The sequence below is a fragment of the Streptomyces sp. NPDC030798 genome, assembly GCF_055572275.1.
Map to the genome: position 1 here is coordinate 69,409 of NZ_JBVIDR010000004.1, position 23,901 is coordinate 93,309.

The 23,901-nt window shown below is 73.0% G+C and carries 18 protein-coding genes; 14 read left to right on the forward strand and 4 right to left on the reverse strand.

Annotated elements, in window-relative coordinates:
* The first annotated feature begins 12 nt into the window (after window positions 1–12).
* Window positions 13–426, forward strand: a complete 414-nt coding sequence (locus ACZ404_RS11050; protein WP_468438276.1) for a hypothetical protein — start codon at window positions 13–15, stop codon at window positions 424–426.
* A gap of 69 nt (window positions 427–495) precedes the next feature.
* Window positions 496–1,827, forward strand: coding sequence for a cytochrome P450 (locus ACZ404_RS11055; RefSeq protein WP_468438278.1), 1,332 nt, complete (start codon window positions 496–498; stop codon window positions 1,825–1,827).
* 117 nt (window positions 1,828–1,944) lie between these two features.
* Here ACZ404_RS11055 and ACZ404_RS11060 read toward each other — a convergent pair whose 3' ends face one another.
* The gene (locus tag ACZ404_RS11060) at window positions 1,945–2,871 is read right to left on the reverse strand and encodes a hypothetical protein (protein WP_468438280.1); all 927 of its coding nucleotides are present in this window, start codon (window positions 2,869–2,871) and stop codon (window positions 1,945–1,947) included.
* Window positions 2,872–2,958: 87 nt separating this feature from the next.
* Between ACZ404_RS11060 and miaB the strand changes: the two genes are divergently transcribed.
* Together miaB and ACZ404_RS11070 are read left to right on the forward strand one after the other, a co-directional pair.
* On the forward strand, window positions 2,959–4,485 hold the full coding sequence (miaB, locus tag ACZ404_RS11065) for a tRNA (N6-isopentenyl adenosine(37)-C2)-methylthiotransferase MiaB (protein ID WP_468438282.1): 1,527 nt from the start codon (window positions 2,959–2,961) through the stop codon (window positions 4,483–4,485).
* A 64-nt stretch (window positions 4,486–4,549) separates the two neighbouring features.
* Window positions 4,550–5,272: a class III extradiol dioxygenase subunit B-like domain-containing protein gene (locus tag ACZ404_RS11070; RefSeq protein WP_468438283.1), complete on the forward strand. Its 723-nt coding sequence runs from the start codon at window positions 4,550–4,552 to the stop codon at window positions 5,270–5,272.
* A gap of 71 nt (window positions 5,273–5,343) precedes the next feature.
* Here ACZ404_RS11070 and ACZ404_RS11075 read toward each other — a convergent pair whose 3' ends face one another.
* Together ACZ404_RS11075 and ACZ404_RS11080 are read right to left on the reverse strand one after the other, a co-directional pair.
* Window positions 5,344–5,616, reverse strand: coding sequence for an antitoxin (locus tag ACZ404_RS11075; RefSeq protein WP_468438285.1), 273 nt, complete (start codon window positions 5,614–5,616; stop codon window positions 5,344–5,346).
* A 24-nt stretch (window positions 5,617–5,640) separates the two neighbouring features.
* Entirely contained in the window at window positions 5,641–5,931 is a 291-nt protein-coding gene (locus ACZ404_RS11080) for a hypothetical protein (RefSeq protein WP_468438287.1), read from the reverse strand.
* Window positions 5,932–6,109: 178 nt separating this feature from the next.
* Here ACZ404_RS11080 and miaA point away from each other — a divergent pair, with 178 nt between their 5' ends.
* From miaA to hflX, 6 genes are all read left to right on the forward strand, one after another.
* Window positions 6,110–7,048 (forward strand): tRNA (adenosine(37)-N6)-dimethylallyltransferase MiaA, encoded by a 939-nt coding sequence (gene miaA / locus ACZ404_RS11085; RefSeq protein WP_468438289.1) that lies wholly within the window; start codon window positions 6,110–6,112, stop codon window positions 7,046–7,048.
* 483 nt (window positions 7,049–7,531) lie between these two features.
* Window positions 7,532–8,035 carry a hypothetical protein gene (locus ACZ404_RS11090; protein WP_468438985.1) on the forward strand — a complete coding sequence of 168 codons (504 nt, stop codon included), beginning with the start codon at window positions 7,532–7,534 and terminating at the stop codon, window positions 8,033–8,035.
* An 87-nt stretch (window positions 8,036–8,122) separates the two neighbouring features.
* Window positions 8,123–8,992: a diaminopimelate epimerase gene (gene dapF, locus ACZ404_RS11095; protein ID WP_468438291.1), complete on the forward strand. Its 870-nt coding sequence runs from the start codon at window positions 8,123–8,125 to the stop codon at window positions 8,990–8,992.
* Between the two features lie 296 nt (window positions 8,993–9,288).
* A complete protein-coding gene (locus tag ACZ404_RS11100; RefSeq protein ID WP_468438293.1) occupies window positions 9,289–11,613 on the forward strand; it encodes a RelA/SpoT family protein in 2,325 nt (774 codons plus the stop codon).
* 169 nt (window positions 11,614–11,782) lie between these two features.
* Window positions 11,783–13,276 (forward strand): M1 family metallopeptidase, encoded by a 1,494-nt coding sequence (locus tag ACZ404_RS11105; protein ID WP_468438295.1) that lies wholly within the window; start codon window positions 11,783–11,785, stop codon window positions 13,274–13,276.
* Between the two features lie 228 nt (window positions 13,277–13,504).
* Window positions 13,505–14,995, forward strand: coding sequence for a GTPase HflX (hflX, locus tag ACZ404_RS11110; protein WP_468438297.1), 1,491 nt, complete (start codon window positions 13,505–13,507; stop codon window positions 14,993–14,995).
* A 315-nt stretch (window positions 14,996–15,310) separates the two neighbouring features.
* Here the strand turns inward: hflX and ACZ404_RS11115 are convergent, their stop codons facing one another.
* On the reverse strand, window positions 15,311–16,534 hold the full coding sequence (locus tag ACZ404_RS11115) for a trypsin-like serine peptidase (protein ID WP_468438299.1): 1,224 nt from the start codon (window positions 16,532–16,534) through the stop codon (window positions 15,311–15,313).
* Between the two features lie 290 nt (window positions 16,535–16,824).
* On the opposite strand from ACZ404_RS11115, the gene ACZ404_RS11120 reads away from it, so the two are divergent.
* From ACZ404_RS11120 to ACZ404_RS11135, 4 genes are all read left to right on the forward strand, one after another.
* Window positions 16,825–18,315 carry a diaminobutyrate--2-oxoglutarate transaminase family protein gene (locus tag ACZ404_RS11120; protein ID WP_468438302.1) on the forward strand — a complete coding sequence of 497 codons (1,491 nt, stop codon included), beginning with the start codon at window positions 16,825–16,827 and terminating at the stop codon, window positions 18,313–18,315.
* A gap of 238 nt (window positions 18,316–18,553) precedes the next feature.
* Entirely contained in the window at window positions 18,554–20,665 is a 2,112-nt protein-coding gene (locus tag ACZ404_RS11125) for an IucA/IucC family protein (protein WP_468438305.1), read from the forward strand.
* A 97-nt stretch (window positions 20,666–20,762) separates the two neighbouring features.
* Entirely contained in the window at window positions 20,763–21,608 is an 846-nt protein-coding gene (locus tag ACZ404_RS11130; RefSeq protein ID WP_468438308.1) for a GNAT family N-acetyltransferase, read from the forward strand.
* Between the two features lie 230 nt (window positions 21,609–21,838).
* Window positions 21,839–23,815: an ATP-dependent DNA helicase gene (locus ACZ404_RS11135; RefSeq protein WP_468438311.1), complete on the forward strand. Its 1,977-nt coding sequence runs from the start codon at window positions 21,839–21,841 to the stop codon at window positions 23,813–23,815.
* Window positions 23,816–23,901 lie beyond the last annotated feature (86 nt).

Sequence of the window (23,901 nt, forward strand, 5' to 3'; positions counted from 1 at the left end):
GGAGTGATAGTTGTGGGGATCTTTCTTCTGATCTTCTGGGGCGGCAGCGCCTGCTTCTCCGCCTGGCGTGCCCAGCGGTTGTGGAAGGACCCGGACTACTACCGGCGAGTCGTGAACCAACGGGTGTTCCGGTTCAGGGACGACGTCAGCCGCGGACTGGTCCGCGGCTGGGCCCCCTTCTCGGTCGGGCTGGTGGCCTTGCTGGCGGCGATGCTGATGTTCATCGCCGCCGGCGTCGGCCAGCGCCCGAACGAGGGTCCCTCCGCGGCACTCGTCGTGGCCGCCCTGCTGTTCGTCGTCTTCCTGGCGGGCATCGTTCTCCAGCTCTCGGTGGCATGGTTCAACCGGCCCCGCTGGTGCGTCCCGGCCTATCTGCGGGAAGAGACCGGAGCATGGGCGGAGCGACATCCCCGCAAGGTGCGCTGACCGCCGCCGCCCCCGCGCCGACCATGCTCCGGCGCGGGGGCGGCGCCGTGCTGGCCAGGAGGCACAAACATGGACCGCAAAACCGGTACCGGCTCCCTGCCGGACATTCCCGGACGGGGGCTGCCGGTCCCCGAGGCCGAGCCCGCACTCGTCGAGCGGTGGCGTGCGGACGGGGGCGAACTGGTCGACCTGCTCTCCCTGGTGCGCGTGCGGTCGGGTGGCGTCGCCGCCTTCCGCCTCGGGCCGGAGCCCACCGTTCTCGTCACCGACCCGGAGGCCGTCCAGCACGTCCTCGCCCGGCACCCGGAGCGTTACGTCAAACGCTCCCACCGGGCCCGGCTGCTGATCGGCGACGGTGTCCTCGCCGCCACGGGCGACGCCTGGAAGCGACAACGCCGCCTGCTGCAGGCCCAGTTCACCGGTACCGGGATGCGTCGTCACGAAGGGCGGATCACCGCGGCCGCCCGGACCACCGCCGGACGATGGGCCGGGTACGCCCGTACCGGGCAGACCTTCGACGTCGGGCAGGAGATGCGCCGCTTCGCACTGGACGCCATCTGGCGCTCGCTCACCGGGCACCCGCTCGACGAGGCGACGGAACGCGAACTGGCCGCCGTCACCGCCGTGGGCGCCGCGCTGCCGACGCTGCCCGCCGACGACACCGAGGCGCGCAAGGCCGTAGCCGCCGATCTGGCCCGGATCGACGCGGTCGCCCGGCGCGCCGTCGAGGCCGTCCGCCGCGGGCAGGCCGGCCCCGACGGCCCGGGCCTGCTGCACGTCCTGCTCGACGCCGCCACCGAGCACCCCGAGTACACCGACCGGCTGATCCGCGACGAGCTGGTCACGCTGCTCGTGGCCGGGCACGAGACCACGGCCACCACCCTGACCTGGCTGTATCTGCTTCTCGACCGGCACCCCGCCGCCCGTGAGGAAGCTCTCGCCGCCGGCCCCGACGGCTCACCGGGGCGGCGCCAGGCCCTCCAGGCACTGGTCCACGAGACACTCCGGCTCTACCCGTCCGCCTGGCTCCTGCCCCGCCACGCCGCCGAGGACGACACCCTCGCCGGCTACCGCATCGAGGCGGGCACCGACCTCCTGGTCTGCCCCTACCTCACCCACCGTGACCCCGCCCTGTGGCCGGACCCGGACCACTTCACCCCCCGGCGCTTCCTCACCCCGGACGGCCGGCCCGGCCGGCCGGGCGCCTACTACCCCTTCGGCATCGGCCCCCGCGCCTGCCTCGGCATGCAGTTCGCGCTCCGCGAGTCCACCACCCTGCTCGAACACCTGCTGCCGCCGTACATCCCCGTCTTCCGCTCCACCCCCACCAAGGCGGTCCACGGCATCACCGTCCGCCCCGACGGCCCCGCACCGGCGACCTTGGGAGCACCGCTCGCCTGAGGCGTGCGCCGGACACGAACCGGCGGACCGGCGGGCCGCGGAGAAGGAGGCGCGCAGGACCCTGCGCCTGCCGGCCGGGAGCGGACTGATCGTCAGGACCGACCCCGACCGGTCCGTCTACGAGCGGGCCCGACCCTCGCCCAGCGGCTCGGCGGGTGCCCACCACACGGTGACCACGACATCGTGGACCAGCGTGTCGTCCACGTGGCGATGCAGGGCGAGGTCGACGATGCGGTCGTCGTTCGGCCGGTACGGGCGGCTCGGGTCGGGCATGCCGAGCAGCGGTCCCAGGGCGTCGATCGCCGGCTTCCAGAGCGTGGACCAGTTGCGCGCGGAGGAGACGCCGAAGCAGAGGGCGACGCTCAGCGGCCCGTCGGGCGCGGGCTCCGGCCGCACCGCACGGCAGGCCCGGTGGACGGCTCCCTTCCACGCGGCCGAGGTGGCGGACATGCTGGTGCGTACGGACATCAGGGGCGGCTCAGGGACCTGCGGAGTCGTCGGTCCGACGGCGATCGTGGAGTCCGCGGCGTGCCGCTTGCGGGCGAACACGGCATCGAAGCCGTCCGCGCCGAACCTGCGCGCCAGCGGGAAGAGGTAGTTGTCGAGGTCGTGTCCGCCACGGGTGAGCGCGATGTGGTCGGGGAGACCGACGTCCAGCGCCAGGGCCCGCCGCGCGGTGTCCTCCGCGAGGGCCGGCCCGACGAGCGCCGCGACGGAGTCGAGATGGGCGCGCAGCAGTTGCCGGCTCGGGTGCGTGCTCGCGTCCCAGCTCTCCAGGACCGGCGGCCGCGACAGCCGTACGGGCGCGGCCGCGGGGCGTGAGAACACGGCGGGCGTGCGGCCTCTCCGGAACGCCCGCGCGGCGGGGTGGTGGGTCAGCCACCAGTGACAGACGTTCCAGTGGTTGTCCCGGCCGCCGGCGTCGTCGAACGTCACGACGGCCACCACCGGACCGCTGCAGTGCGGGCTCGGCGAGGTGTGCATGCTGCACGTCCGGTCGTTGTCCGGGGAGACCTGGTCGATGGCCGTGACGACGGACTTCATGCCGGGAGCGTAGGGGACCGCCGCCCCGGAATCCTCGCCTCCGAGGAGCGGGACGGGGCTCCCCCCGACAGCGCCTACCCTTGACCCATGACCAGCAGCAGCGACCGGAGCCCCGCAGTGGACGTGCCCGCACCCAAGAGCTACGAGATCCGCACGTACGGATGCCAGATGAACGTCCACGACTCGGAGCGACTGGCCGGCCTGCTGGAGGACGCCGGGTACGTCAGGGCCCCCGAGGGCTCGGACGGGGACGCGGACGTCGTCGTCTTCAACACCTGCGCCGTGCGCGAGAACGCCGACAACCGGCTCTACGGCAATCTCGGCCGGCTGGCGCCGAAGAAGGCGAGCAGGCCCGGGATGCAGATCGCGGTCGGCGGCTGCCTGGCCCAGAAGGACCGCGACACCATCGTGAAGAAGGCGCCCTGGGTGGACGTCGTCTTCGGCACCCACAACATCGGCAAGCTGCCCGTCCTGCTGGAGCGCGCCCGCGTGCAGGAGGAGGCGCAGGTCGAGATCGCCGAGTCCCTGGAGGCGTTCCCCTCCACGCTGCCGACCCGGCGCGAGAGCGCCTACGCGGCCTGGGTGTCGATCTCCGTCGGCTGCAACAACACCTGCACCTTCTGCATCGTCCCGGCCCTGCGCGGCAAGGAGAAGGACCGCCGCCCCGGCGACATCCTCGCCGAGGTCGAGGCGCTGGTCGCCGAGGGCGTCTCCGAGATCACGCTGCTCGGCCAGAACGTCAACGCCTACGGCTCCGACATCGGCGACCGCGAGGCGTTCAGCAAGCTGCTGCGCGCCTGCGGCACCATCGAGGGCCTGGAGCGCGTCCGCTTCACCTCCCCGCACCCGCGCGACTTCACCGACGACGTCATCGCCGCCATGGCCGAGACGCCCAACGTCATGCCGCAGCTCCACATGCCGCTGCAGTCCGGCTCGGACACGGTCCTGAAGGCGATGCGCCGCTCCTACCGGCAGGAGCGCTACCTCGGGATCATCGAGAAGGTCCGCGCCGCCATCCCGCACGCCGCGATCACCACCGACATCATCGTCGGCTTCCCCGGCGAGACCGAGGAGGACTTCGAGCAGACGCTGCACGTGGTGCGCGAGGCCCGCTTCGCGCAGGCGTTCACCTTCCAGTACTCCAAGCGGCCCGGCACCCCTGCCGCGACCATGGACGACCAGATCCCCAAGGAGGTCGTCCAGGCGCGCTACGAGCGGCTCGTCGCGCTCCAGGAGGAGATCTCCTGGGAGGAGAACAAGAAGCAGGTCGGCCGCACCCTCGAGCTGATGGTCGCCGAGGGCGAGGGTCGCAAGGACGGCGCCACCCACCGCCTCTCCGGCCGCGCCGCCGACAACCGCCTGGTCCACTTCACCAAGCCGGAGCAGGAGGTGCGCCCCGGCGACGTGGTCACCGTCGAGGTGACGTACGCCGCCCCGCACCACCTCCTCGCCGAGGGCCCCGTCCGCGAGGTGCGCCGCACGCGCGCGGGCGACGCGTGGGAGAAGCGCAACGCCGCCGAGGCCGCCAAGCCGGCGGGCGTGCTGCTCGGCCTGCCCAAGGTCGGCGTCCCCGCGCCGCTGCCGGTCGCGGCCGGCGGCTGCGGCTGCGACTGAGCGACTCCGGCGCCGGCCGGCGTGGGGTAACACTCCGTCCCCGCACGGCGTTACCCTGCCGATCATGCTTGTCGCCGCCGCCGTCTGCCCCTGCCCGCCGCTGCTCGTCCCGGAGGTCGCGGCGGGTGCCGCACCGGAACTGGACCCCGGGCGCGCTGCCTGCACCGACGCGCTCGGTGTCCTCGCCGCCGCCCGTCCCGATCTGCTGGTGGTCGTCGGCGCCGCCGGACAGGCCGGGGCCGGCCGGTACCCGCAGGGCACCCCGGGCTCCTTCCGGGGCTTCGGCGTCGGCGTCGACGTACGGCTCGGCCCCCCGGGAGACGCCGCGGCCGCCGTACCCGGGCCCGCGCTGCCGACGTCGCTGGCCGTCGGCGCCTGGCTGCTGGAGCGCACCGGCTGGGCGGACGCACCCGTGGAGGGGCTCGCGGTCGCGGACGCGCTGCCGCCCGAGCAGTGCGCCGGGACCGGCCGGGACCTCGCCGCCCGGGCCGGGCGCGTGGCCCTGCTGGTGATGGGCGATGCCAGCGCCTGCCGCACGGTCAAGGCGCCGGGCTACCTCGACGAGCGGGCGGCACCCTTCGACGCCGAGGCCGCCCGCGCGCTGGGCACGGCGGACCTGGCCGCCGTCGCGGCACTGGACCCCGGCCTGGCCCGCGAGCTGCGGGTCTCCGGCCGCGCCCCCTGGCAGGTCCTCGCCGGCGCCGCCGAGGGCGCGGGTCTGAGCGGATCACTGCTGTACGACGACGCGCCGTACGGCGTGGGCTACCTGGTCGCCGCCTGGTCGTAGCCCCTGTGCGTCAAACGGCGGACGGCCGGGAGCCTTGCTGCTCCACGGCCGTCCGCCGATGTGTGTGCTGTTCAGGAAGTGGGGGGCGGGCCCTCCGGCCGCGTGGGGGGCATGGCGGCGTCGGTACCCGGTCCACCCTTGTGCGCGAGCCGGTCCATGGCCTGCTTGGCCTTGCCCGTACCCGCGTGGATCTTGTCGCTGTACTTGCCCTTGGTCCGCTCGTCCACGGCTCGCGCGGCCTTGTCGATGCCGTGCTGAACCTTGCCCCCGTGCTCGCGCGCGAGGTCCGACACCTTTTCCTTGGCAGGGCCGAGCCTGGCCTTCATATTGTCCAAAAGACCCATGGTCCACCTTCCCTCACGGAACAGTCACGTGCGGGCGCCGTCACCGGCCTCGCGGTCGGCGGCCTCGTCCGCGGACTGCTGCTTGGGGATCTCCGCGGCCTCGGCGGCCTCGGCCGTCCCGGACTCCGTTGCCACGGCCTCGTGCCCGTCCTCGTGGCCGCCCTCGTGGCCGTCCTCGGCCGACCCCTTCGCCTCCGCTGCCTGAGCCGCTTCCTCCGCCTCGGCCTCTTCCGGCCCGGTGCCGGGCTCCGCCTCGGCGGCCGTCGCCTGCTGCGCCGCCTTCGACCTGCCGAGAAGCCGTGCAAAAACGCCCATATCCACTCCATACGTTACTCGTGCGAGCGAAATCCCGCGTCAAACGGTGCGTCCGTTTGCGCCGCCCGGTTCACCGCCTCCGGTGACCGGTGGGCGGCACCTCGGTGCAACGACGTTGGATGCGTGGCGTCACGTAACTCGTTCGAGGCGTGGCCGGGAGGTTTGGGAGACTGGTGCGGTGAGCAGCGCACCCTCCACTCCTCGTGTCATCGCCGTCGTCGGACCCACCGCGGCCGGAAAGTCCGATCTCGGCGTCTTCCTGGCGCAGCGACTCGGCGGCGAGGTCGTCAACGCCGACTCCATGCAGCTCTACCGGGGGATGGACATCGGCACCGCCAAGCTGACGCCGGAGGAACGCGCCGGCGTCCCCCACCATCTGCTGGACATCTGGGACGTCACGGTCACCGCGTCCGTCGCCGAGTACCAGAAACTGGCCCGCGCGCGGATCGACGCGCTGCTCGCCGAGGGCCGCTGGCCGATCCTGGTCGGCGGCTCCGGACTGTACGTCCGCGGGGCCGTGGACAACCTGGAGTTCCCCGGCACCGACCCCGAGGTGCGGGCCCGGCTGGAGGAGGAGCTCACCCTGCGCGGCTCCGGTGCGCTGCACGCGCGCCTGGCCGCCGCCGACCCCGAGGCCGCGCGGGCGATCCTGCCCAGCAACGGCCGCCGTATCGTCCGCGCGCTGGAAGTGATCGAGATCACCGGGCAGCCGTTCACCGCCAACCTGCCCGGCCACGACTCCGTCTACGACACCGTCCAGATCGGCGTCGACGTCGCCCGCCCCGAACTCGACGAGCGCATCGCGCGCCGCGTCGACCGGATGTGGGAGGCGGGGCTCGTGGACGAGGTGCGCGCCCTGGAGGCGGAGGGGCTGCGCGAGGGGCGCACGGCGTCCCGCGCGCTGGGCTACCAGCAGGTGCTCGCGGCGCTCGCCGGGGAGTGCACGGAAGCGGAGGCGCGGACGGAGACCGTACGCGCCACCAAGCGCTTCGCGCGCCGCCAGGACTCGTGGTTCCGCCGCGATCCCCGGGTGCACTGGCTGAGCGGGGCGGCGGCGGACCGCGCGGAACTTCCGAGGCTGGCTCTGGCGTTGGTCGAACGACCGGTCACAGCCTGATCACGTCATGGCATCGGGATGCGCCGCCGGTCATCCCGGCCTCTGACGCCGTGCCATCATCGAGCTTCGATCGACCAAGTGGAGTCCTAGTTGGGAGGGCGCGTGGCGATGGAGGCCGGCCCTCGTGACACCGCACAAACCGCCGAGCACGTCGGCGCCGACAGCGGCGAACCGGAACAGTGCGAGGCCCGTCCGAACGGCGGCGGCAAGGACCGCCTGCCTGCGGACAGCGACCGTTTCACCGGCGGCCGGGACGGCCGTCCGGACGACACCGACCGCCTCGACGCCGACCGGGACCGCCTGCCGCAGGACGGCGACGGTCCGTGGGGCGGCGGCCGGGATCTCCTGCCGGAGGACGGCGACGGTCTGCCGGTCGGTCGGGACGTCCTGCCGCAGGACGACGGTCTTGCGGGCGGGCGTGACGGCCTGGCCGAAGGCGACGATCTTCTGGCCGAGGACGACGCCCTTCTGGACGACCCCTTTCTGGACGCCGGCCCCGACCCCGTGGCCGAGGACGGCGGCCGTTTCGCCGCCGGCCCGGACGCCCTGGTGGAGGACGGTGGCCCCCTCGCCGACGACGGCCCCGACGAGACCGTGGGCGAGGTGACCGACGACGGGCCGGAGCCGGAGGAGATGTACGCCGGGGGTCCGGAGGTCGAGGTCGAGCTGCGCCCGCAGCGTCGGCTGCGCCTGTGGCAGCTCGCGCCCATCGTCGGGCTGGCCGCGGGCGGCTCCCTGATGTTCGCCTTCCCGCTCGCCTTCGACTTCGGTGACAGCGGCGCGGTCATCGCCATGCTGGGCCTGCTGATCTGCTGCTGCGCCGCCGGCTGGGGCATGATGGCCGCCCGCCGCGTCGGCTACACCTGGCCCGGCCTGCCGCCGCGCGGCTCCGGACGCCGGCCGGACTGGCGGGTCGTGATCGCCTACGTCCTGGTGCTGGCCGTGGTGGCCGTCCTCGCCGTGTGGCGCGTGGCCCGGCTCCGCTAGGCGGGCTCGTCGCGAGCCGGCGGGAGGGGGCGGCTGCCCGGTGACGCTGACGCGGGGACTGTCGTACCGACCCCGTACGATCGAGGCATGAGCACGCGGATCGCCTTCCTCAAGGGGCACGGCACCGAGAACGACTTCGTGATCGTCCCGGACCCCGAGAACGCCCTCGACCTGACCCCGGCCGCCGTCGCCGCCCTGTGCGACCGCCGCGCCGGCATCGGCGGTGACGGGGTGCTGCACGTCGTGCGGTCCGCCGCGCATCCGGAGGCCCGGCACATGGCGGCCGAGGCGGAGTGGTTCATGGACTACCGCAACGGTGACGGCTCGATCGCCGAGATGTGCGGCAACGGCACCCGTGTGTTCGCCCGCTACCTCCAGCGCGCGGGACATGTGGCCGAGGGCGACATCGCGATCGCCACGCGTGCGGGAGTCAAGAGCATCCACATCGCGAAGGACGGTGACGTCACCGTCGGTATGGGCCGCGCCCGCCTCCCCGAGGGGGACGTCACGGTGAGCGTCGGCGAGCGAAGCTGGCCCGCGCGGAACGTGAACATGGGCAACCCGCACGCCGTCGCCTTCGTCGACGACCTCGCGCACGCCGGTGATCTGCTCGCCCCGCCGCCGTTCAGCCCGGCCGCCGCCTACCCCGACGGGGTCAACGTGGAGTTCGTCGTCGACCGCGGCCCCCGGCACGTCGCGATGCGCGTGCACGAGCGCGGCTCCGGCGAGACCCGCTCGTGCGGCACGGGCGCGTGCGCCGTCGCCGTGGCCACCGCCCGCCGCGACGGCGTCGACCCGGGCGTCACCGGCACCCCGGTGACGTACACCGTGGACGTGCCCGGCGGACGCCTGGTCATCACCGAGCGGCCCGACGGCGAGGTCGAGATGACCGGCCCCGCGGTGATCGTCGCCGAGGGCGAGATCGACGCCGAGTGGCTGGAAAGCGCCGCTCGCTGACGACCCGGCAGCTGAACGAAACCGTGGCCACCGAGGCCCCGGACGACCGGATCCGCGTGTCCCGGCGGCCGGGGCCGTTCGAAACCGCGGCCGAGTGCAGGACAGGTGGCGCAAACTCTTAAACCTTTTACACATCCCTCGATGGGGTGATCCGTTTCACGCTCGGCCAGAGGCGGTCAGTCGCGCGTGATGGGCTCGGTAGCATCAAGCACCGGCACGGACGGGGGAACGTCGCCATCCCTGAGCCGCGTACGCCCTGGGGGCCCCGTCCGCCGGTCCACGAGCCGGAGGTGCCCATGAGTGCGGAGGCCACGAACCCTGCGACCCCTGGCCCGGTAGCGCCCACTGCGCCCACTGCGCCCGCGGCAGCCACAGCGGCCACCGTGCCCGCGGCGACCCGCAAGAAGTCCCGGGCCCGGATCGACCTGCGCCGCCTCGGCCGGGCCGCGCTGCTCGGCCCCGCCGCCCGCGGCAGACTGCCCGATGCCATCAGCCATGTCGTCGAGGCCCATCGCGCCCACCACCCCGACGCCGACCTCGAACCCCTGCGCCGCGCCTACGTCCTGGCCGAGTCCTCGCACCGCGGCCAGATGCGCAAGAGCGGCGAGCCGTACATCACGCATCCCCTGGCCGTGACCCTCATCCTCGCCGAACTGGGCGCCGAGACCACCACCCTGACGGCCTCTCTGCTGCACGACACCGTCGAGGACACGGACGTGACGCTGGACCAGGTGCGGGAACAGTTCGGCGAGGAAGTGCGTTATCTGGTCGACGGGGTCACGAAACTGGAGAAGGTCGACTACGGCGCGGCCGCCGAGCCCGAGACCTTCCGCAAGATGCTCGTGGCCACGGGCAGCGACGTGCGCGTGATGTCGATCAAACTCGCCGACCGCCTGCACAACATGCGCACGCTCGGCGTGATGCGCCCCGAGAAACAGGCGCGGATCGCCAAGGTCACCCGCGACGTCCTCATCCCGCTCGCCGAACGTCTGGGCGTGCAGGCCCTGAAGACCGAGCTGGAGGACCTGGTCTTCGCCATCCTGCACCCCGAGGAGTACGACCGCACCAGAGAGCTGATCGCGGAGAACGCGGGCCGCCCCGACGACACCCTCACCGAGGTCGCCGACGAGGTGCGCGCGGTGCTGCGCGAGGCCGGCATCACCGCCGAAGTCCTCATCCGCCCCCGCCACTTCGTCTCCGTCCACCGCGTCTCCCGCAAGCGCGGACAGCTGCGCGGCGCGGACTTCGGCCGGCTGCTGGTCCTCGTGGGCGAGGACGCCGACTGCTACGGCGTGCTGGGCGAGCTGCACACCTGTATGACGCCGGTCGTCTCGGAGTTCAAGGACTTCATCGCCGTACCGAAGTTCAACCTCTACCAGTCGCTGCACACCGCCGTCGCCCGCGCGGACGGCCAGGTCGTCGAAGTCCTCATCCGCACCCACCAGATGCACAAGGTCGCCGAGGCCGGGGTCATCGCGCTCGGCAACCCGTACGCCCCCGGGGCCGACGACCCCGCCGACGGCGAGCGAGCCGACCCCACCCGCCCCGGCTGGCTCTCCCGCCTCCTCGACTGGCAGCAGGCCGCCCCCGACCCCGACACCTTCTGGTCCACGCTGCGCGAGGACCTCGCCCAGGACCGGGAGATCACCGTCTTCCGCCCCGACGGCGGCACCCTGGGCCTGCCCGAGGGCGCCACCTGCGTGGACGCCGCCTACGCGCAGTACGGCGAGGACGCGCACGCCTGCATCGGCGCCCGCGTCAACGGCCGCCTGGCGACCCTCAGCACCGTCCTGCGGGACGGGGACTCGGTCCAGCTCCTCATGGGCCAGGACCCCGCCTCCGAGCCCTCCCGCGAGTGGCTGGAGCACGCCCACACCCCGGCTGCCCGCATCGCCATCCAGCGCTGGCTGGCGGCGCATCCGGGCGGCGAGAGCGACAGCGGGGCGGAGGCGGCGGAGGGGCACCTCGGCGATGTCCTGGGTGCCGGAAGCGCGAGAAGCGGCACGGCGGCCGGGCCCACCGATGCCGGACCGCACCACACACGCGGCAGCCACGGAAGCAGTGACCCCGCAGTACGGGCCGCCGACGCCGAGCGGCCGGGGCCGCGCACCGGACCGGCCGCCCGCCCCGCCGAGGCAGCGGGCGCCGGCTCCGTCGGCCGCCCCCGCGGCGCCGACGTCCTCGCCGACCGGCCGGGGGCCACCGTACGGCTCGCCGGCTGCTGTACGCCCGTACCGCCCGACGCGATCACCGGCTTCGCCGTACGCGGGGGAGTGGTGACCGTGCACCGTGAGGAGTGCGCGGCGGTGGCGCACATGAAGAGCCGGGGGCGTGCGGAGATCGGCGTGCGCTGGGGGGACGCGACCGAGTGCCGGGTCACGCTGGTCGCTGAATCGTTCGGCCGCCCGCATCTGCTCGCCGACCTCACCGAGGCGATCGCCCTGGAGGGCGCCGAGATCGTCTCCGCCACCGTGGAACCGCCCACCCAGCAACGGGTGCGCCACACCTACACCCTCCAGCTCCCCGACGCGGCCCACCTCCCCGCCCTGATGCGCGCGATGCGGAACGTCCCCGGGGTGTACGACGTCAGCCGCGCCCAGCACCAGGCGCCGGCTCCCTGAGGGCGGCCCCCGCGCGCCGAGAAGTCACCGAAGGGCAGTTCGAAGGACGTTCCGAAAAGACTCGAACAGACGGGGGCTGTCCGGAAGAAGGCTCCCCCGGCCGACCCGTTCGGGTGGGCCGGGCGCGCGTCGCCGCCGTGGCACAGGCGCGCGCTGGTAGCGGTGGTGCATGCCGCTCACCTCCCGCCCGCGCCCGCACGCCCGCCGCCGCACGGCGGCCCTGCTCGCCGCCGCCGTCTCCCTCTGCCTCCTCTCCGCAGCCGCCCCGGCCGAGCCGCTCGGCGTCGGCGACCGGCTCTACCCCTACCTGGGCAACCCGGGGTACGACGTGGCGTCGTACGACCTCTCCTTCACCTATCCCGGCACCAACGACAAGCCCCTCCAGGCCGTCACCACGATCGACGCCCGGGCCACCGCCGACCTGAACCGCGTCAACCTCGACTTCGCGCACGGCACCGTCGAGTCCGTCCGCGTCGACGGGCGCCCGGCCGGCTTCACCAGCTCCGGCGAGGACCTGGTCGTCACGCCCGACCGGCCGCTGCGCGCGGGCAGCTGGACGCGGATCACCGTCAAGCACACCAGCGACCCCGTCCCCGGCAAGGACCAGGACGGCGGCTGGGTGCGCACCGCCGACGGTCTCGCCATGGCGAACCAGGCCGACGCCGCCCACCTGGTCTTCCCGTGCAACGACCATCCCTCCGACAAGGCGATGTTCACCATCCGGGTCACCGCACCGGACGGCTACACGGCCGTGGCCAACGGCGTGCCCACCGGTGCGGTCCGGGCCGGCGGGGCGACGACGTGGACGTACCGCACCCGGCATCCCATGGCCACCGAGCTCGCCCAGGTGTCCATCGGCCGCTCCACCGTCGTGCACCGCGAGGGACCGCACGGGCTGCCCGTCCGGGACGTCGTGCCCAGCGCCGACCGCACGGCGCTCGAACCCTGGCTCGCGAAGACGCCCGGCCAGATCGCCTGGATGGAGAGCAAGGTCGGCCGCTTCCCGTTCGAGCGGTACGGCGTGCTCATGGCACAGGCCTCCACCGGGTTCGAACTCGAGACGCAGACCCTCTCGCTCTTCGAGAAGGAGCTGTTCACCGAGCCGGCCTACCCGAAGTGGTACATCGAGTCGATCATGGTGCACGAGCTGTCCCACCAGTGGTTCGGCGACAGCGTCAGCCCCCGCACCTGGTCCGACGTCTGGCTGAACGAGGGGCACGCCACCTGGTACGAGGCCCTGTACGCGGACGAGACGGCGCACAAGCCGCTGGACGAGCGCATGAAGGCCGCCTACGGCGCCTCCGACCGCTGGCGCGCCGCCGGCGGCCCGCCCGCCCTGCCCAAGGCTCCCGCGCCCGGTGAGAAGATCAGCATCTTCCGCCCGAACATCTACGACGGCGCCGCGCTCGCGCTGTACGCCCTGCGCCAGGAGATCGGCCGGCCGGCCTTCGAGCGCCTGGAGCGCATGTGGGTCCAGGAGCACCGGGACTCCTCCGCCGGCACCGCCGACTTCGTGCGCCTCGCGTCCGCCGTCGCCGGGCGTGACCTGAGCGGCTTCCTCCACGGCTGGCTGTACGGCGAGAAGACCCCGCCCATGCCGGGCCACCCGGACTGGAAGAGCGCGGACGCGACCAAGGCGGGCAAGACCCCGGCCCGCACATGAGACGTGGGATCCTCACCCGGGAATGCCTGGATGCCCGGGAATGCCTGGATGCTCGCCCGGGAATAAGGCGGTGACGAGACCACCCGTGCCGTGCGACCATTTTCGGGCCGGCGCGGCACGGGACACGGGAATCTCCCGGGGTGCCCGTGCGTTGTCCCTGGTGACAGCCGGACTCGCCAGCGCCGAGTCGGCACACCGAATCGGCACTCCCATCGACGTAAGGATCCAATGACCTCCTCTTCTTCCCCTTCCCAGGACACCAAGCGCCTCGCGCACGACTATCCCGAAGGTCTTCGGGCCGATGCCCTGATGGAAGAGGACGTCGCCTGGAGCTTCGAGATCGACGGCGAGCGGGACGGTGACCAGTTCGACCGCTCCGAGCGCGCGGCCCTGCGCCGCGTGGCGGGTCTGTCCACCGAGCTGGAGGACGTCACCGAGGTCGAGTACCGGCAGCTCCGCCTGGAGCGCGTCGTGCTCGTCGGCGTGTGGACCACCGGCACCGCCCAGGACGCGGACAACTCCCTCGCGGAGCTGGCCGCCCTCGCGGAGACGGCGGGTGCGCTCGTGCTCGACGGCGTGATCCAGCGCCGGGACAAGCCCGACGCCGCCACCTACATCGGTTCCGGCAAGGCCGCCGAGCTGCGCGACATCGTCCTCGAGACGGGCGCGGACACCGTCATCTGCGACGGTGAGCTGAGCCCCGGCCAGCTGATCCAGCTGGAGGACGTCGTCAAGGTCAAGGTCATCGACCGTACGGCCCTGATCCTCGACATCTTCGCCCAGCACGCCAAGTCCCGCGAGGGCAAGGCGCAGGTCGCGCTCGCGCAGATGCAGTACATGCTGCCGAGGCTCCGCGGCTGGGGTCAGTCGCTGTCCCGGCAGATGGGCGGCGGTCGCGGTGGCCTCGCCACCCGTGGCCCCGGTGAGACCAAGATCGAGACGGACCGGCGGCGGATCCGCGAGAAGATGGCGAAGATGCGCCGGGAGATCGCGGACATGAAGACCGGCCGCGAGGTGAAGCGCCAGGAGCGCCGACGCCACAAGGTGCCGTCCGTCGCCATCGCGGGCTACACCAACGCCGGCAAGTCCTCCCTGCTCAACCGCCTCACCGGCGCCGGCGTCCTGGTCGAGAACGCGCTGTTCGCGACCCTGGACCCGACCGTGCGCCGTGCCGAGACCCCGAGCGGCCGGGTGTACACCCTGGCGGACACCGTCGGCTTCGTCCGGCACCTGCCGCACCACCTGGTCGAGGCGTTCCGCTCCACCATGGAGGAGGTCGGCGACTCCGACCTGATCCTGCACGTGGTGGACGGCTCGCACCCGACCCCGGAGGAGCAGCTGGCAGCCGTGCGCGAGGTCATCCGGGACGTCGGCGCCACCGACGTGCCCGAGATCGTCGTGATCAACAAGGCGGACGCGGCCGACCCCCTGGTGCTCCAGCGGCTGCTGCGGATCGAGCCCCGCTCCATGGCGGTCTCGGCCCGTACCGGCCAGGGCATCGAGGAACTGCTCGCGCTGATCGACAACGAGCTGCCGCGGCCGTCCGTCGAGATCGAGGCGCTCGTGCCGTACACGCACGGCAAGCTGGTCGCCCGCGCCCACACCGAGGGCGAGGTGCTCTCCGAGGAGCACACCGCCGAGGGCACCCTCCTCAAGGCCCGGGTGCACGAGGAACTGGCCGCCGAGCTGGCGCCGTACACGCCGGCCTCCGCCGCCTGACCGTCACACACGCGAAAGGCCCGCCCCGGCCGGGGCGGGCCTTTCGCGTGCCGGGAGTCCCACCGGCCGCGGTACGTCCCGCTCATGTTCCGGTACAGCGCCTTTGCTTCCGTGCCCAGTGCGGTCCCACGAGCCAGGTGTGAGTGACCGGGCCGATGGACGTGTTCGACACCAGCACCGTCCGTCCGTTGCAGGGCGGCGCCACCGGACAGCACCAGGCGCCCATGCCGCCACCTCGGTCGCGGACGGACGGACGGCGGCGAGGCCGTGCAGGCCTGTCGGACCTCCCGCCGCCCGCGCCCGGGTGCCGTCCGCCTACCGGCCGGCGAACTTCTTGCTGACCGCCTGGTAGACACCCTTGGCCACATCACCCAGTCGGGGACCGGCCAGCCAGCCCGAACTCACCGGGCCGATCGACGTGTTGGACACCAGCGCCGGCCTGCCGTCGGCACCTGTCTCCACCCAGCCGCCGCCGGAGGAGCCACCGGTCATCGTGCAGCCGATCCGGTACATCGTCGGGTCCGACTTGCTGATCGACAGCCGCCCCGGCCTGTCCTGGCACTGGTACAGCAGCTGACCGTCGTACGGAGCCGCCGCCGGGTACCCGCTCGCCGTGATGCTCTGCACCTTCGGCACCGCCGGCGCGTTGAAGTTGACGGGCAGCGCCCCGCCGACCGTCTCCTCGAGCGACTTGCCGGCGTTGCCCTGCTCCGGCGTCACATGAATGACGGCGAAGTCGTACGACGCCCCGTTCCCGCCGGAGTGGCCGCCCTGGTCGATCCACTGCTGCGAGGTCTTCGCGGCATCGGCCCACCACACGCCGTAGGGCGCGACCTCGGCCCTGGACGCGTTCTGCAGCTGCTCCTCCGACTCGCCCTGGTTGTTGTACGACGGCACGAAGGCGATGTTGCGGTACCAACCGCCGTTCTTGCCGGCGTGCACACAGTGCCCGGCCGTCCAGATCAGGTTGGACTTGCCCGGGTGCGCCGGGTCCTCGACCACCGTGGCCGAGCAGACCATGGTGCCCTCGGGGGAGTCGAAGAACACCTTGCCCGAGGTCGCCGCGTTGGTGTGGTAAGGCGGCCTGACCTGCTGGGCCTTCACCGGCGCCGGCGTCGGGTCCGTCACGCCCTGGTCACCGGAGATGTCGTTGTCGTCGACGCCCTTGTCCGGGTCGTCGGCGCGCCGCATCCGGTCCGGGTCCCACAGGCCCTTGATGATCGGGTTGATGAAGTCGTTGGCCTCGCGCAGCCAGTCGTCCCGATTCCAGTTCTTCCAGGCGCCGTGCTTCCACTTGTCGATGTCGATCCCGTGCTCTTTGAGCTTGTTCCTGATGTCGTCCGGGATCTTGATCTTTCCGTCGCCGGTGGCCGCGGTCGCGCTCACGCTCGGCTTCGCGTCGGCCTTGTCGTCGCCGTTGCAGCCGGTGGCGGTCATCGCCAGCGTGGAAACGAGGGCGACCGTCGCCAGCACGGGGGAGGACCTGCGGAACACGCCCCTCCCTCGGCGAACGGTGAACGACGGTCGTATGGATCGCATGCTCTTGACTCCCCCTGGGATAAAGGAACTCGGCGCTCGGGGCCCGGCACCGGCGCCGAACTCATGGGGAGTTCACGCCGGTCTCATGACCCTGTGGGAACGGGACCACACACTATGCGGTCGCTGTGGGGGACTTCCGATGGAACGGCAACGGTTCCGTCACAGCAAGGATCTTGGGGCAACCCGTAACCCGAGGGCCGGTCCGCGGTTGGTAGCGGTGGGGGGACTGCTGCCTGTGTCCGGTCCCCGCGGATCAACTCGCCTCTGAACAGCGGGGAGGACAACGAGCCGTGGCCGTGACCGAGTCGGTGGCTGAAGGGGCGTACGGGGGCGCGCGCACTGCGCACGAGGGGATCCTCGGGCGCCAGTCGGCGCGCGAGTCCGCAGCGCGCACCTACGCCCGGGCGCTGCCCATCGTCCCCGTGCGGGCGCGGGGGCTGACCATCGAGGGCGCCGACGGCCGCCGCTATCTCGACTGCCTCTCCGGCGCCGGCGCCCTCGCCCTCGGTCACAACCACCCGGTCGTGCTGGAGGCCGTCCGCCGCGTCCTCGACTCCGGCGCCCCGCTCTCCGTCCTGGACCTGGCCACCCCGGTCAAGGACGCCTTCATCACCGAACTGTTCGCCACTCTGCCGCCGGGGCTCGCCGACCGCGCCCGCGTCCAGTTCTGCGGGCCGGCCGGCACCGACGCGGTCGAAGCCGCCTTCACACTGGTCCGCGCCGCCACCGGGCGCACCGGGATGCTCGCCTTCACCGGCGCCTACCACGGCATGACCGCGGGTGCCCTGGCCGCGTCCGGCGGCGCCGGCGACGTACGGGTCGCCCGGCTGCCGTACCCGCAGGACTACCGCTGCCCGTTCGGAATCGGCGGTCCCCGCGGCGCGGAACTCGCCGCCCGCTGGACCGAGTCCCTGCTCGACGACCCCAAGTCGGGTGTCCCGCTGCCCGCGGGGATGATCCTCGAACCCGTCCAGGGCGAGGGCGGGGTGATCCCCGCACCGGACGACTGGCTGCGCCGCCTGCGGAGCATCACCGCCGACCGGTCCATCCCCCTGATCGCCGACGAGATCCAGACCGGCGTCGGCCGGACCGGCGCCTTCTGGGCCGTCGAGCACAGCGGGATCACGCCCGACGTCATGGTCCTGTCCAAGGCCATCGGCGGCAGCCTTCCGCTGGCCGTGGTCGTCTACCGCGACGACCTCGACGTCTGGCAGCCCGGCGCCCACGCGGGCACCTTCCGCGGCAACCAGCTCGCCATGGCCGCCGGCGCCGCCACCCTGGCCCACGTCCGCGAGAACGGCCTCGCCGAACGAGCCGCCGCGCTCGGCTCCCGGATGCTCACCCAACTGCGCCGGCTCCAGGCGGAGCTGCCCTGCGTGGGAGACGTCCGCGGACGAGGGCTGATGATCGGCGTCGAGCTGGTGGACCCCGAGGGCGCCGGCACCGCGCCGGGACAAGGCGAGGCCCCTCCCGGTGGGCACGTACCGCCCCCAGACGGACTCCCGCCCACCCGCACCCCTCGCCCCGCCGACCCCGAACTCGCCGCGGCCGTCCAGCGGGAGTGCCTGAACCGCGGCCTGATCGTGGAACTCGGCGGCCGCCACGCCGCCGTCGTACGGATCCTTCCTCCGTTGACCATCAGCGACGAGCAGGCGGCGGCCGTACTGGACCGCCTCTCCGACGCGATCGCCGCCGCGGCCCGCCATCAGCAGCACCAGGGCCGCCGTCGCCGCCACCGACAGCACGACGGCCCTGCCCCACGCACCGGCCGACTGCCGTAGACCGGCCGCCCTGCCGCCACGCCCCGAGACCACGTCACGGCCCGCGCAGCACCCCATGTCACCCGCACCTCCCACCAGCACGTCCACGCCCTCGTCCCTTCGACCACCCGGCACCCGCCCATCCCGGCCGTGTACGCCGGCCGACTCCGCCCGACGCCCCGACGCGGGCCGGACGACCGGTCGCCCGACCGCACGAGAACCACCCAGCACGACCCCGACCCAGCCCCGAGGAGCCGTCTTGAACGCCACCCCCACACCCGACGGCCGCTCCGGCAACCCCGACGAACAGGCAGACCCCGGCACCCCGCCCGCGTCCGTGCCGCTCGCCGAGTCGGTGCCCCCGCAGAAGCGGCGCACTCCGGCTGCCCCGCGTCCCGGCGCCACCGGTACCGACCCGCTGGAGGACCCCGACCCGTACACCGCCGCCCAGGCCGCGACGGTGGACAACCTCCTGCGCTGCTGGGCCCGGGAGACGAACCTCGCCGAGCCGGCCGGCGCCACCCTGCGCATTCCGCTGCCCGCCAGCGGCACCACCCTCACCGCACCGGTGCGCCACTGGTCCGCGACGGGCTGGCACCGCTTCGGCCCACCCCGCCTCACCGGAGCCGCCGAAACGGCCCCACCGGTCGACGCGGTCACCCTCGCAGCCCTGCTCGCCAGGGAAACCCCCGCCGACGCCGCGGGCACCGTCGGCAGTCCCGACACCACCGCCGACACCCCCGGACCCACAGCCACCGGCGCTGCAGCCACCACCGGCACTCCTGAGCCGACGGTCACCGGCGCTGCAGACCTCCCCTACACCCCTGAGTCCACGGCCGCCGGAGCTGCGGGCACCACCGGCACTCCTGAGCCCACCACCGGCCCTCCCGGGGTCACAGCCACCGGCGCCGACCTTGTCGCACGGGTGGCCGACTCGGTGCGCCGCACCGCGGTCTTCCTCCGGGATCGGCGGGCGCACCCGGCCGACGGCCCCGACCTCTTCCTCAGCGCCGAGCAGGCCCTCCTCCTCGGACACCCCCTGCACCCGACCCCGAAGAGCAGGGAAGGCCTGACCGAAGCCGAGGCCCGCCGGTACTCACCGGAGGTGCGCGGCTCCTTCCCCCTGCACTGGCTGGCTGTCGCCCCCTCTCTGCTCGCCACCGACTCGGCCTGGACCGAACGCGGCCGCCCCGTCCCCGCGGACCACCTCACCCAGCGACTCGCGGGATCCGCGCTGCGCCTGCCCGACGGATTCGCCGCCCTGCCCCTGCATCCCTGGCAGGCGCGCGAGGTCCGTCACCGCGAGACGGTCGCCTCCCTGCTCGAGGCCGGAGCGCTCCGCGACCTGGGTCCGCTCGGTCCTCCCTGGCACCCCACCTCCTCCGTACGCACCGTCCACCGGTCCGGTGCCCCCGCGATGGTCAAGCTGTCGCTGGGCCTGCGCATCACCAACTCCCGTCGCGAGAACCTCCGCAAGGAACTCCACCGCGGCGTCGAGGTGCACCGGCTGCTGCGCGGCGGCCTGTCCAAGGACTGGCAGGCCGTCCACCCCGGCTTCGACATCGTCCGCGACCCGGCGTGGCTGGCCGTCGACGATCCGGAGGGCCGGCCCGTGCCCGGCCTCGACGTCGTGATCCGGCACAACCCGTTCTCCCCGGCCGACGACGTCAGCTGCGTCGCCGGTCTCGTCTCGCCGCGCCCGCTCATCGAACCGAGCCCCCAGGCCCCGCCGGCGCAGGGCACCTGGCCGCTCCGGTCCCGCCTGGCCCAGATCGTCGCGCGACTCGCCGTACGCACCGGGCGGCCCGTGGGAGCCGTGGCGGCGGAGTGGTTCCTGCGCTACCTCGAGCAGGTCGTGCGTCCCGTGCTGTGGCTGGACAGCGAGGCCGGAGTCGCCCTCGAGGCCCATCAGCAGAACACCCTGCTCCTGCTCGACGACGACGGCTGGCCCGCCGGCGGCCGTTACCGCGACAACCAGGGCTACTACTTCCGAGAGTCCCGCCGGGCCGAGCTCGACGCCCGGCTGCCCGGCATCGGCGAGCACAGCGACACCTTCGTCTCCGACGACGTCACCGACGAACGCTTCGCGTACTACCTCGCTCTCAACAACGTGCTCGGCCTGATCGGCGCGTTCGGCTCCCAGCGCATCGCCGACGAGCGGCTGCTCCTGGCGGCGTTCCGCCGCTTCCTCACCGGCGTCGCCTCGGGGTCCGACGCCCTGCGCACCCCGCTGCCCGGCCTCCTGCTCGACTCACCCACCCTGCGCTGCAAGGCCAACCTGCTGACCCGGCTGCACGGCCTCGACGAACTCGTCGGCCCGGTCGACACCCAGTCCGTCTACGTCACCATCGCGAACCCCCTTCACGCGTGAAGCGAACGACTCGAACCCAACCGTCGTGAACGAACAGAACCGCCGTCCTTCACCTGCGAGAACCCTCACCCCTTTCGTCTCCTGAGAGGAGAGCACTGTGCCGTCCACCGATGCGAGCGCCGGCAGCGGGCCCGGCGCCGTCCCCGTCCGCCCGGACTGCCGCGACCCCCGAGACCGCGAGGGCCCGGCGGGCACCGGAGCCTTGGCCCGCGGTGAGGACACCCTGGACCTGCGCCTGCCGCGCGAGTTCGCCGCTCTCCTCGCCGGGGGGACGTCCGACGCGGAACGCGGTGGCCGGGAAGGAGGGGGCGGGTGCACTGCAACCGCCCTGCGGCTCGGCCGAGGGCGGGAACGCCTCACCCGTGCCGGGGACGACCTGCTCGACCATGTGCCGGGCTGGGGGCCCACCGCCACCCCGGTCGGGTCCTTCCAGCTGGTGCCGGTCCAGGTCGAGCGTGATCTCCCGCGCGTTCACCGCTGGATGAACGACCCCGCCGTCGCCGCGTTCTGGGACCTGGCCGGGCCCCCGAGCGCGACGGAGAGTCACCTGCGGGCCCAACTCACCGGCGACGGGCGCAGCGTCCCGTGCCTGGGCCTGTTGGACGGCAACCCCATGAGCTACTGGGAGATCTACCGGGCGGACCTGGACCCGCTGGCGCTGCACTATCCGGCCCGCCCGCATGACACCGGGATCCACCTGCTGATCGGTGAGGCCGCCGACCGGCGAAAGGGATTGGGATCCGCCCTGCTCAGAGCCGTGGCGGACCTGGTCCTGGACCGCCGCCCGGCCTGCACCCGTGTCGTGGCCGAACCCGATCTTCATAACACTCCCTCCGTCGCGGCCTTCCTGAGCGCCGGATTCCGGTTCGCCGCGGAGGTCGACCTGCCCGGCAAGCGGGCCGCCCTCGTGATCCGGGACCGAGTCCTGCGCGATCTGATGTGACGCTGCGTGACGACGCGTTCACAAGAGGAACGCGGCTCGGGCCGCGCCGGTTCCCGCCCGCGGAAAGAAATTCGACGCCGTGCCGGAACCACCGTGGACCGCCCCACCAGCCCGCAGACTGCCGCGAACCAGCGACCCCTCTCCACTCTCAGGAGCTTGGCCGTGATCCCAGCCCTCGTCTCCGCCTCGACCACCCGTTTGTCACTGCCGGGCCGTAGGGTGGTCGGGCTATGACGAAGCCCTCACTCCCCGAACTCCTGCATGCCGCCGTCGCAGCCGTCGGCGGCACGGAGCGCCCTGGCCAGGTCACCATGGCCGAAGCGGTCGCCGAGGCGATCGACGACGGATCCCACCTGCTGGTCCAGGCCGGCACCGGCACCGGAAAGTCGCTCGGCTATCTCGTGCCCGCACTCGCCCATGGGGAGCGGGTGGTCGTCGCCACGGCCACGCTCGCGCTGCAGCGCCAGCTCGTGGAGCGCGACCTGCCGCGCACGGTCGAGGCCCTGCACCCGCTGCTGCGCCGCCGCCCGGAGTTCGCGATGCTCAAGGGCCGGTCGAACTACCTGTGCCTGCACCGTCTGCACGAAGGCATGCCGCAGGACGAGGAGGACGGACTCTTCGACCAGTTCGAGGCCGCGGCGCCCACGAGCAAGCTGGGCCAGGACCTGCTGCGCCTGCGCGACTGGTCCGACGAGACCGAGACCGGCGACCGCGACGACCTCACGCCGGGCGTCTCCGACCGCGCCTGGGCCCAGGTGTCGGTGTCCTCCCGGGAGTGCCTCGGCGCCTCGAAGTGCGCGTACGGAGCGGAGTGCTTCGCGGAGATGGCCCGGGAGCGGGCCAAGCTCGCCGAGGTCGTCGTCACCAACCACGCGCTCCTGGCCATCGACGCCATCGAGGGCGCGCCGGTGCTGCCGCAGCACGAGGTCCTGATCGTGGACGAGGCCCATGAACTCGTCTCCCGGGTCACTGGCGTCGCCACCGGCGAACTCACGCCCGGCCAGGTCAACCGTGCCGTGCGGCGGGCCGCCAAGCTCGTCAACGAGAAGGCCGCCGACCAGCTCCAGACCGCCGCCGAGGGCTTCGAGCGGCTGATGGAACTGGCCCTGCCGGGTCGCCTGGAGGAGATCCCGGAAGACCTCGCCTACGCCCTGATGGCCCTGCGTGACGCCGCCCGGACCGTCATCACCGCACTCGGCACGACCCGCGACAAGTCCGTCCAGGACGAGGACGCGGTCCGCAAGCAGGCGCTGGCCTCGGTGGAATCCGTGCACGACGTGGCGGAGCGGGTCGTGAACGGCTCGGAGTGGGACGTCGTCTGGTACGAGCGCCACGACCGCTTCGGCGCCTCGTTGCGCGTCGCCCCCATGTCGGTCTCCGGGCTGCTCAGGGAGAAGCTCTTCGCGGACCGCAGCGTCGTCCTCACCTCGGCGACCCTCAAACTGGGCGGAGACTTCAACGGCGTCGGAGCCTCTCTCGGCCTCGGTCCCGAGGGCGTGGAGGGAGACGACCTGCCGCGCTGGAAGGGGACCGATGTCGGCTCGCCGTTCGACTACCGCAGGCAGGGCATCCTGTACGTCGCGAAGCACCTCGCCCGCCCGGCGCGGGACGGCGAGCGCGCCGACATGCTCGACGAGCTGACCGAGCTGATCCAGGCCGCCGGGGGCCGCACCCTCGGGCTGTTCTCGTCCATGCGGGCCGCCCAGCTCGCCGCGGAGGAGCTGCGCTCCCGGATTCCCGAGTTCCCGATCCTGCTCCAGGGCGAGGAGACGCTCGGTGAGTTGATCAAGAACTTCGCGGCCGATCCCAGGACCTGCCTCTTCGGGACGCTGTCGCTCTGGCAGGGGGTCGACGTCCCGGGGCCCAGCTGTCAGCTGGTCGTCATGGACAAGATCCCGTTCCCGCGTCCCGACGACCCGCTGATGAGCGCGCGCCAGAAGGCGGTGGAGGACGCGGGCGGCAACGGTTTCATGGCCGTGGCCGCGACGCACGCGGCCCTGCTCATGGCCCAGGGCGCCGGCCGTCTCGTCCGGGCCTCGGGGGACCGCGGTGTGGTCGCCGTCCTGGACCAGCGGCTCGCCACCGCCCGGTACGGCGGATACCTGAAGGCCTCGCTCCCCGACTTCTGGTACACCACGGACCGCAACCAGGTCCGCAAGTCGCTGGCGGCGATCGACGCGGCGGCGAAGCAGGCAGAGGCGCAATGAAGCGGGAGCGGGGGGGGGGGGTCGACCCCCCCCCCCCCCCTGGGGGGGTGCTCTCCGACCCCCCCCCTGACCAAACAGCCCTTCTC

What these genes read in the sequence shown, in the direction of transcription:
- ACZ404_RS11115 (WP_468438299.1), bottom strand. Translation starts at nt 16,534, where the DNA reads ATGCGATCCATACGACCGTCGTTCACCGTTCGCCGAGGGAGGGGCGTG.
- ACZ404_RS11135 (WP_468438311.1), top strand. Translation starts at nt 21,839, where the DNA reads ATGACGAAGCCCTCACTCCCCGAACTCCTGCATGCCGCCGTCGCAGCC.
- ACZ404_RS11100 (WP_468438293.1), top strand. Translation starts at nt 9,289, where the DNA reads ATGAGTGCGGAGGCCACGAACCCTGCGACCCCTGGCCCGGTAGCGCCC.
- ACZ404_RS11070 (WP_468438283.1), top strand. Translation starts at nt 4,550, where the DNA reads ATGCTTGTCGCCGCCGCCGTCTGCCCCTGCCCGCCGCTGCTCGTCCCG.
- ACZ404_RS11080 (WP_468438287.1), bottom strand. Translation starts at nt 5,931, where the DNA reads ATGGGCGTTTTTGCACGGCTTCTCGGCAGGTCGAAGGCGGCGCAGCAG.
- ACZ404_RS11055 (WP_468438278.1), top strand. Translation starts at nt 496, where the DNA reads ATGGACCGCAAAACCGGTACCGGCTCCCTGCCGGACATTCCCGGACGG.
- hflX (WP_468438297.1), top strand. Translation starts at nt 13,505, where the DNA reads ATGACCTCCTCTTCTTCCCCTTCCCAGGACACCAAGCGCCTCGCGCAC.
- dapF (WP_468438291.1), top strand. Translation starts at nt 8,123, where the DNA reads ATGAGCACGCGGATCGCCTTCCTCAAGGGGCACGGCACCGAGAACGAC.
- ACZ404_RS11060 (WP_468438280.1), bottom strand. Translation starts at nt 2,871, where the DNA reads ATGAAGTCCGTCGTCACGGCCATCGACCAGGTCTCCCCGGACAACGAC.
- ACZ404_RS11075 (WP_468438285.1), bottom strand. Translation starts at nt 5,616, where the DNA reads ATGGGTCTTTTGGACAATATGAAGGCCAGGCTCGGCCCTGCCAAGGAA.
- miaB (WP_468438282.1), top strand. Translation starts at nt 2,959, where the DNA reads ATGACCAGCAGCAGCGACCGGAGCCCCGCAGTGGACGTGCCCGCACCC.
- ACZ404_RS11105 (WP_468438295.1), top strand. Translation starts at nt 11,783, where the DNA reads ATGCCGCTCACCTCCCGCCCGCGCCCGCACGCCCGCCGCCGCACGGCG.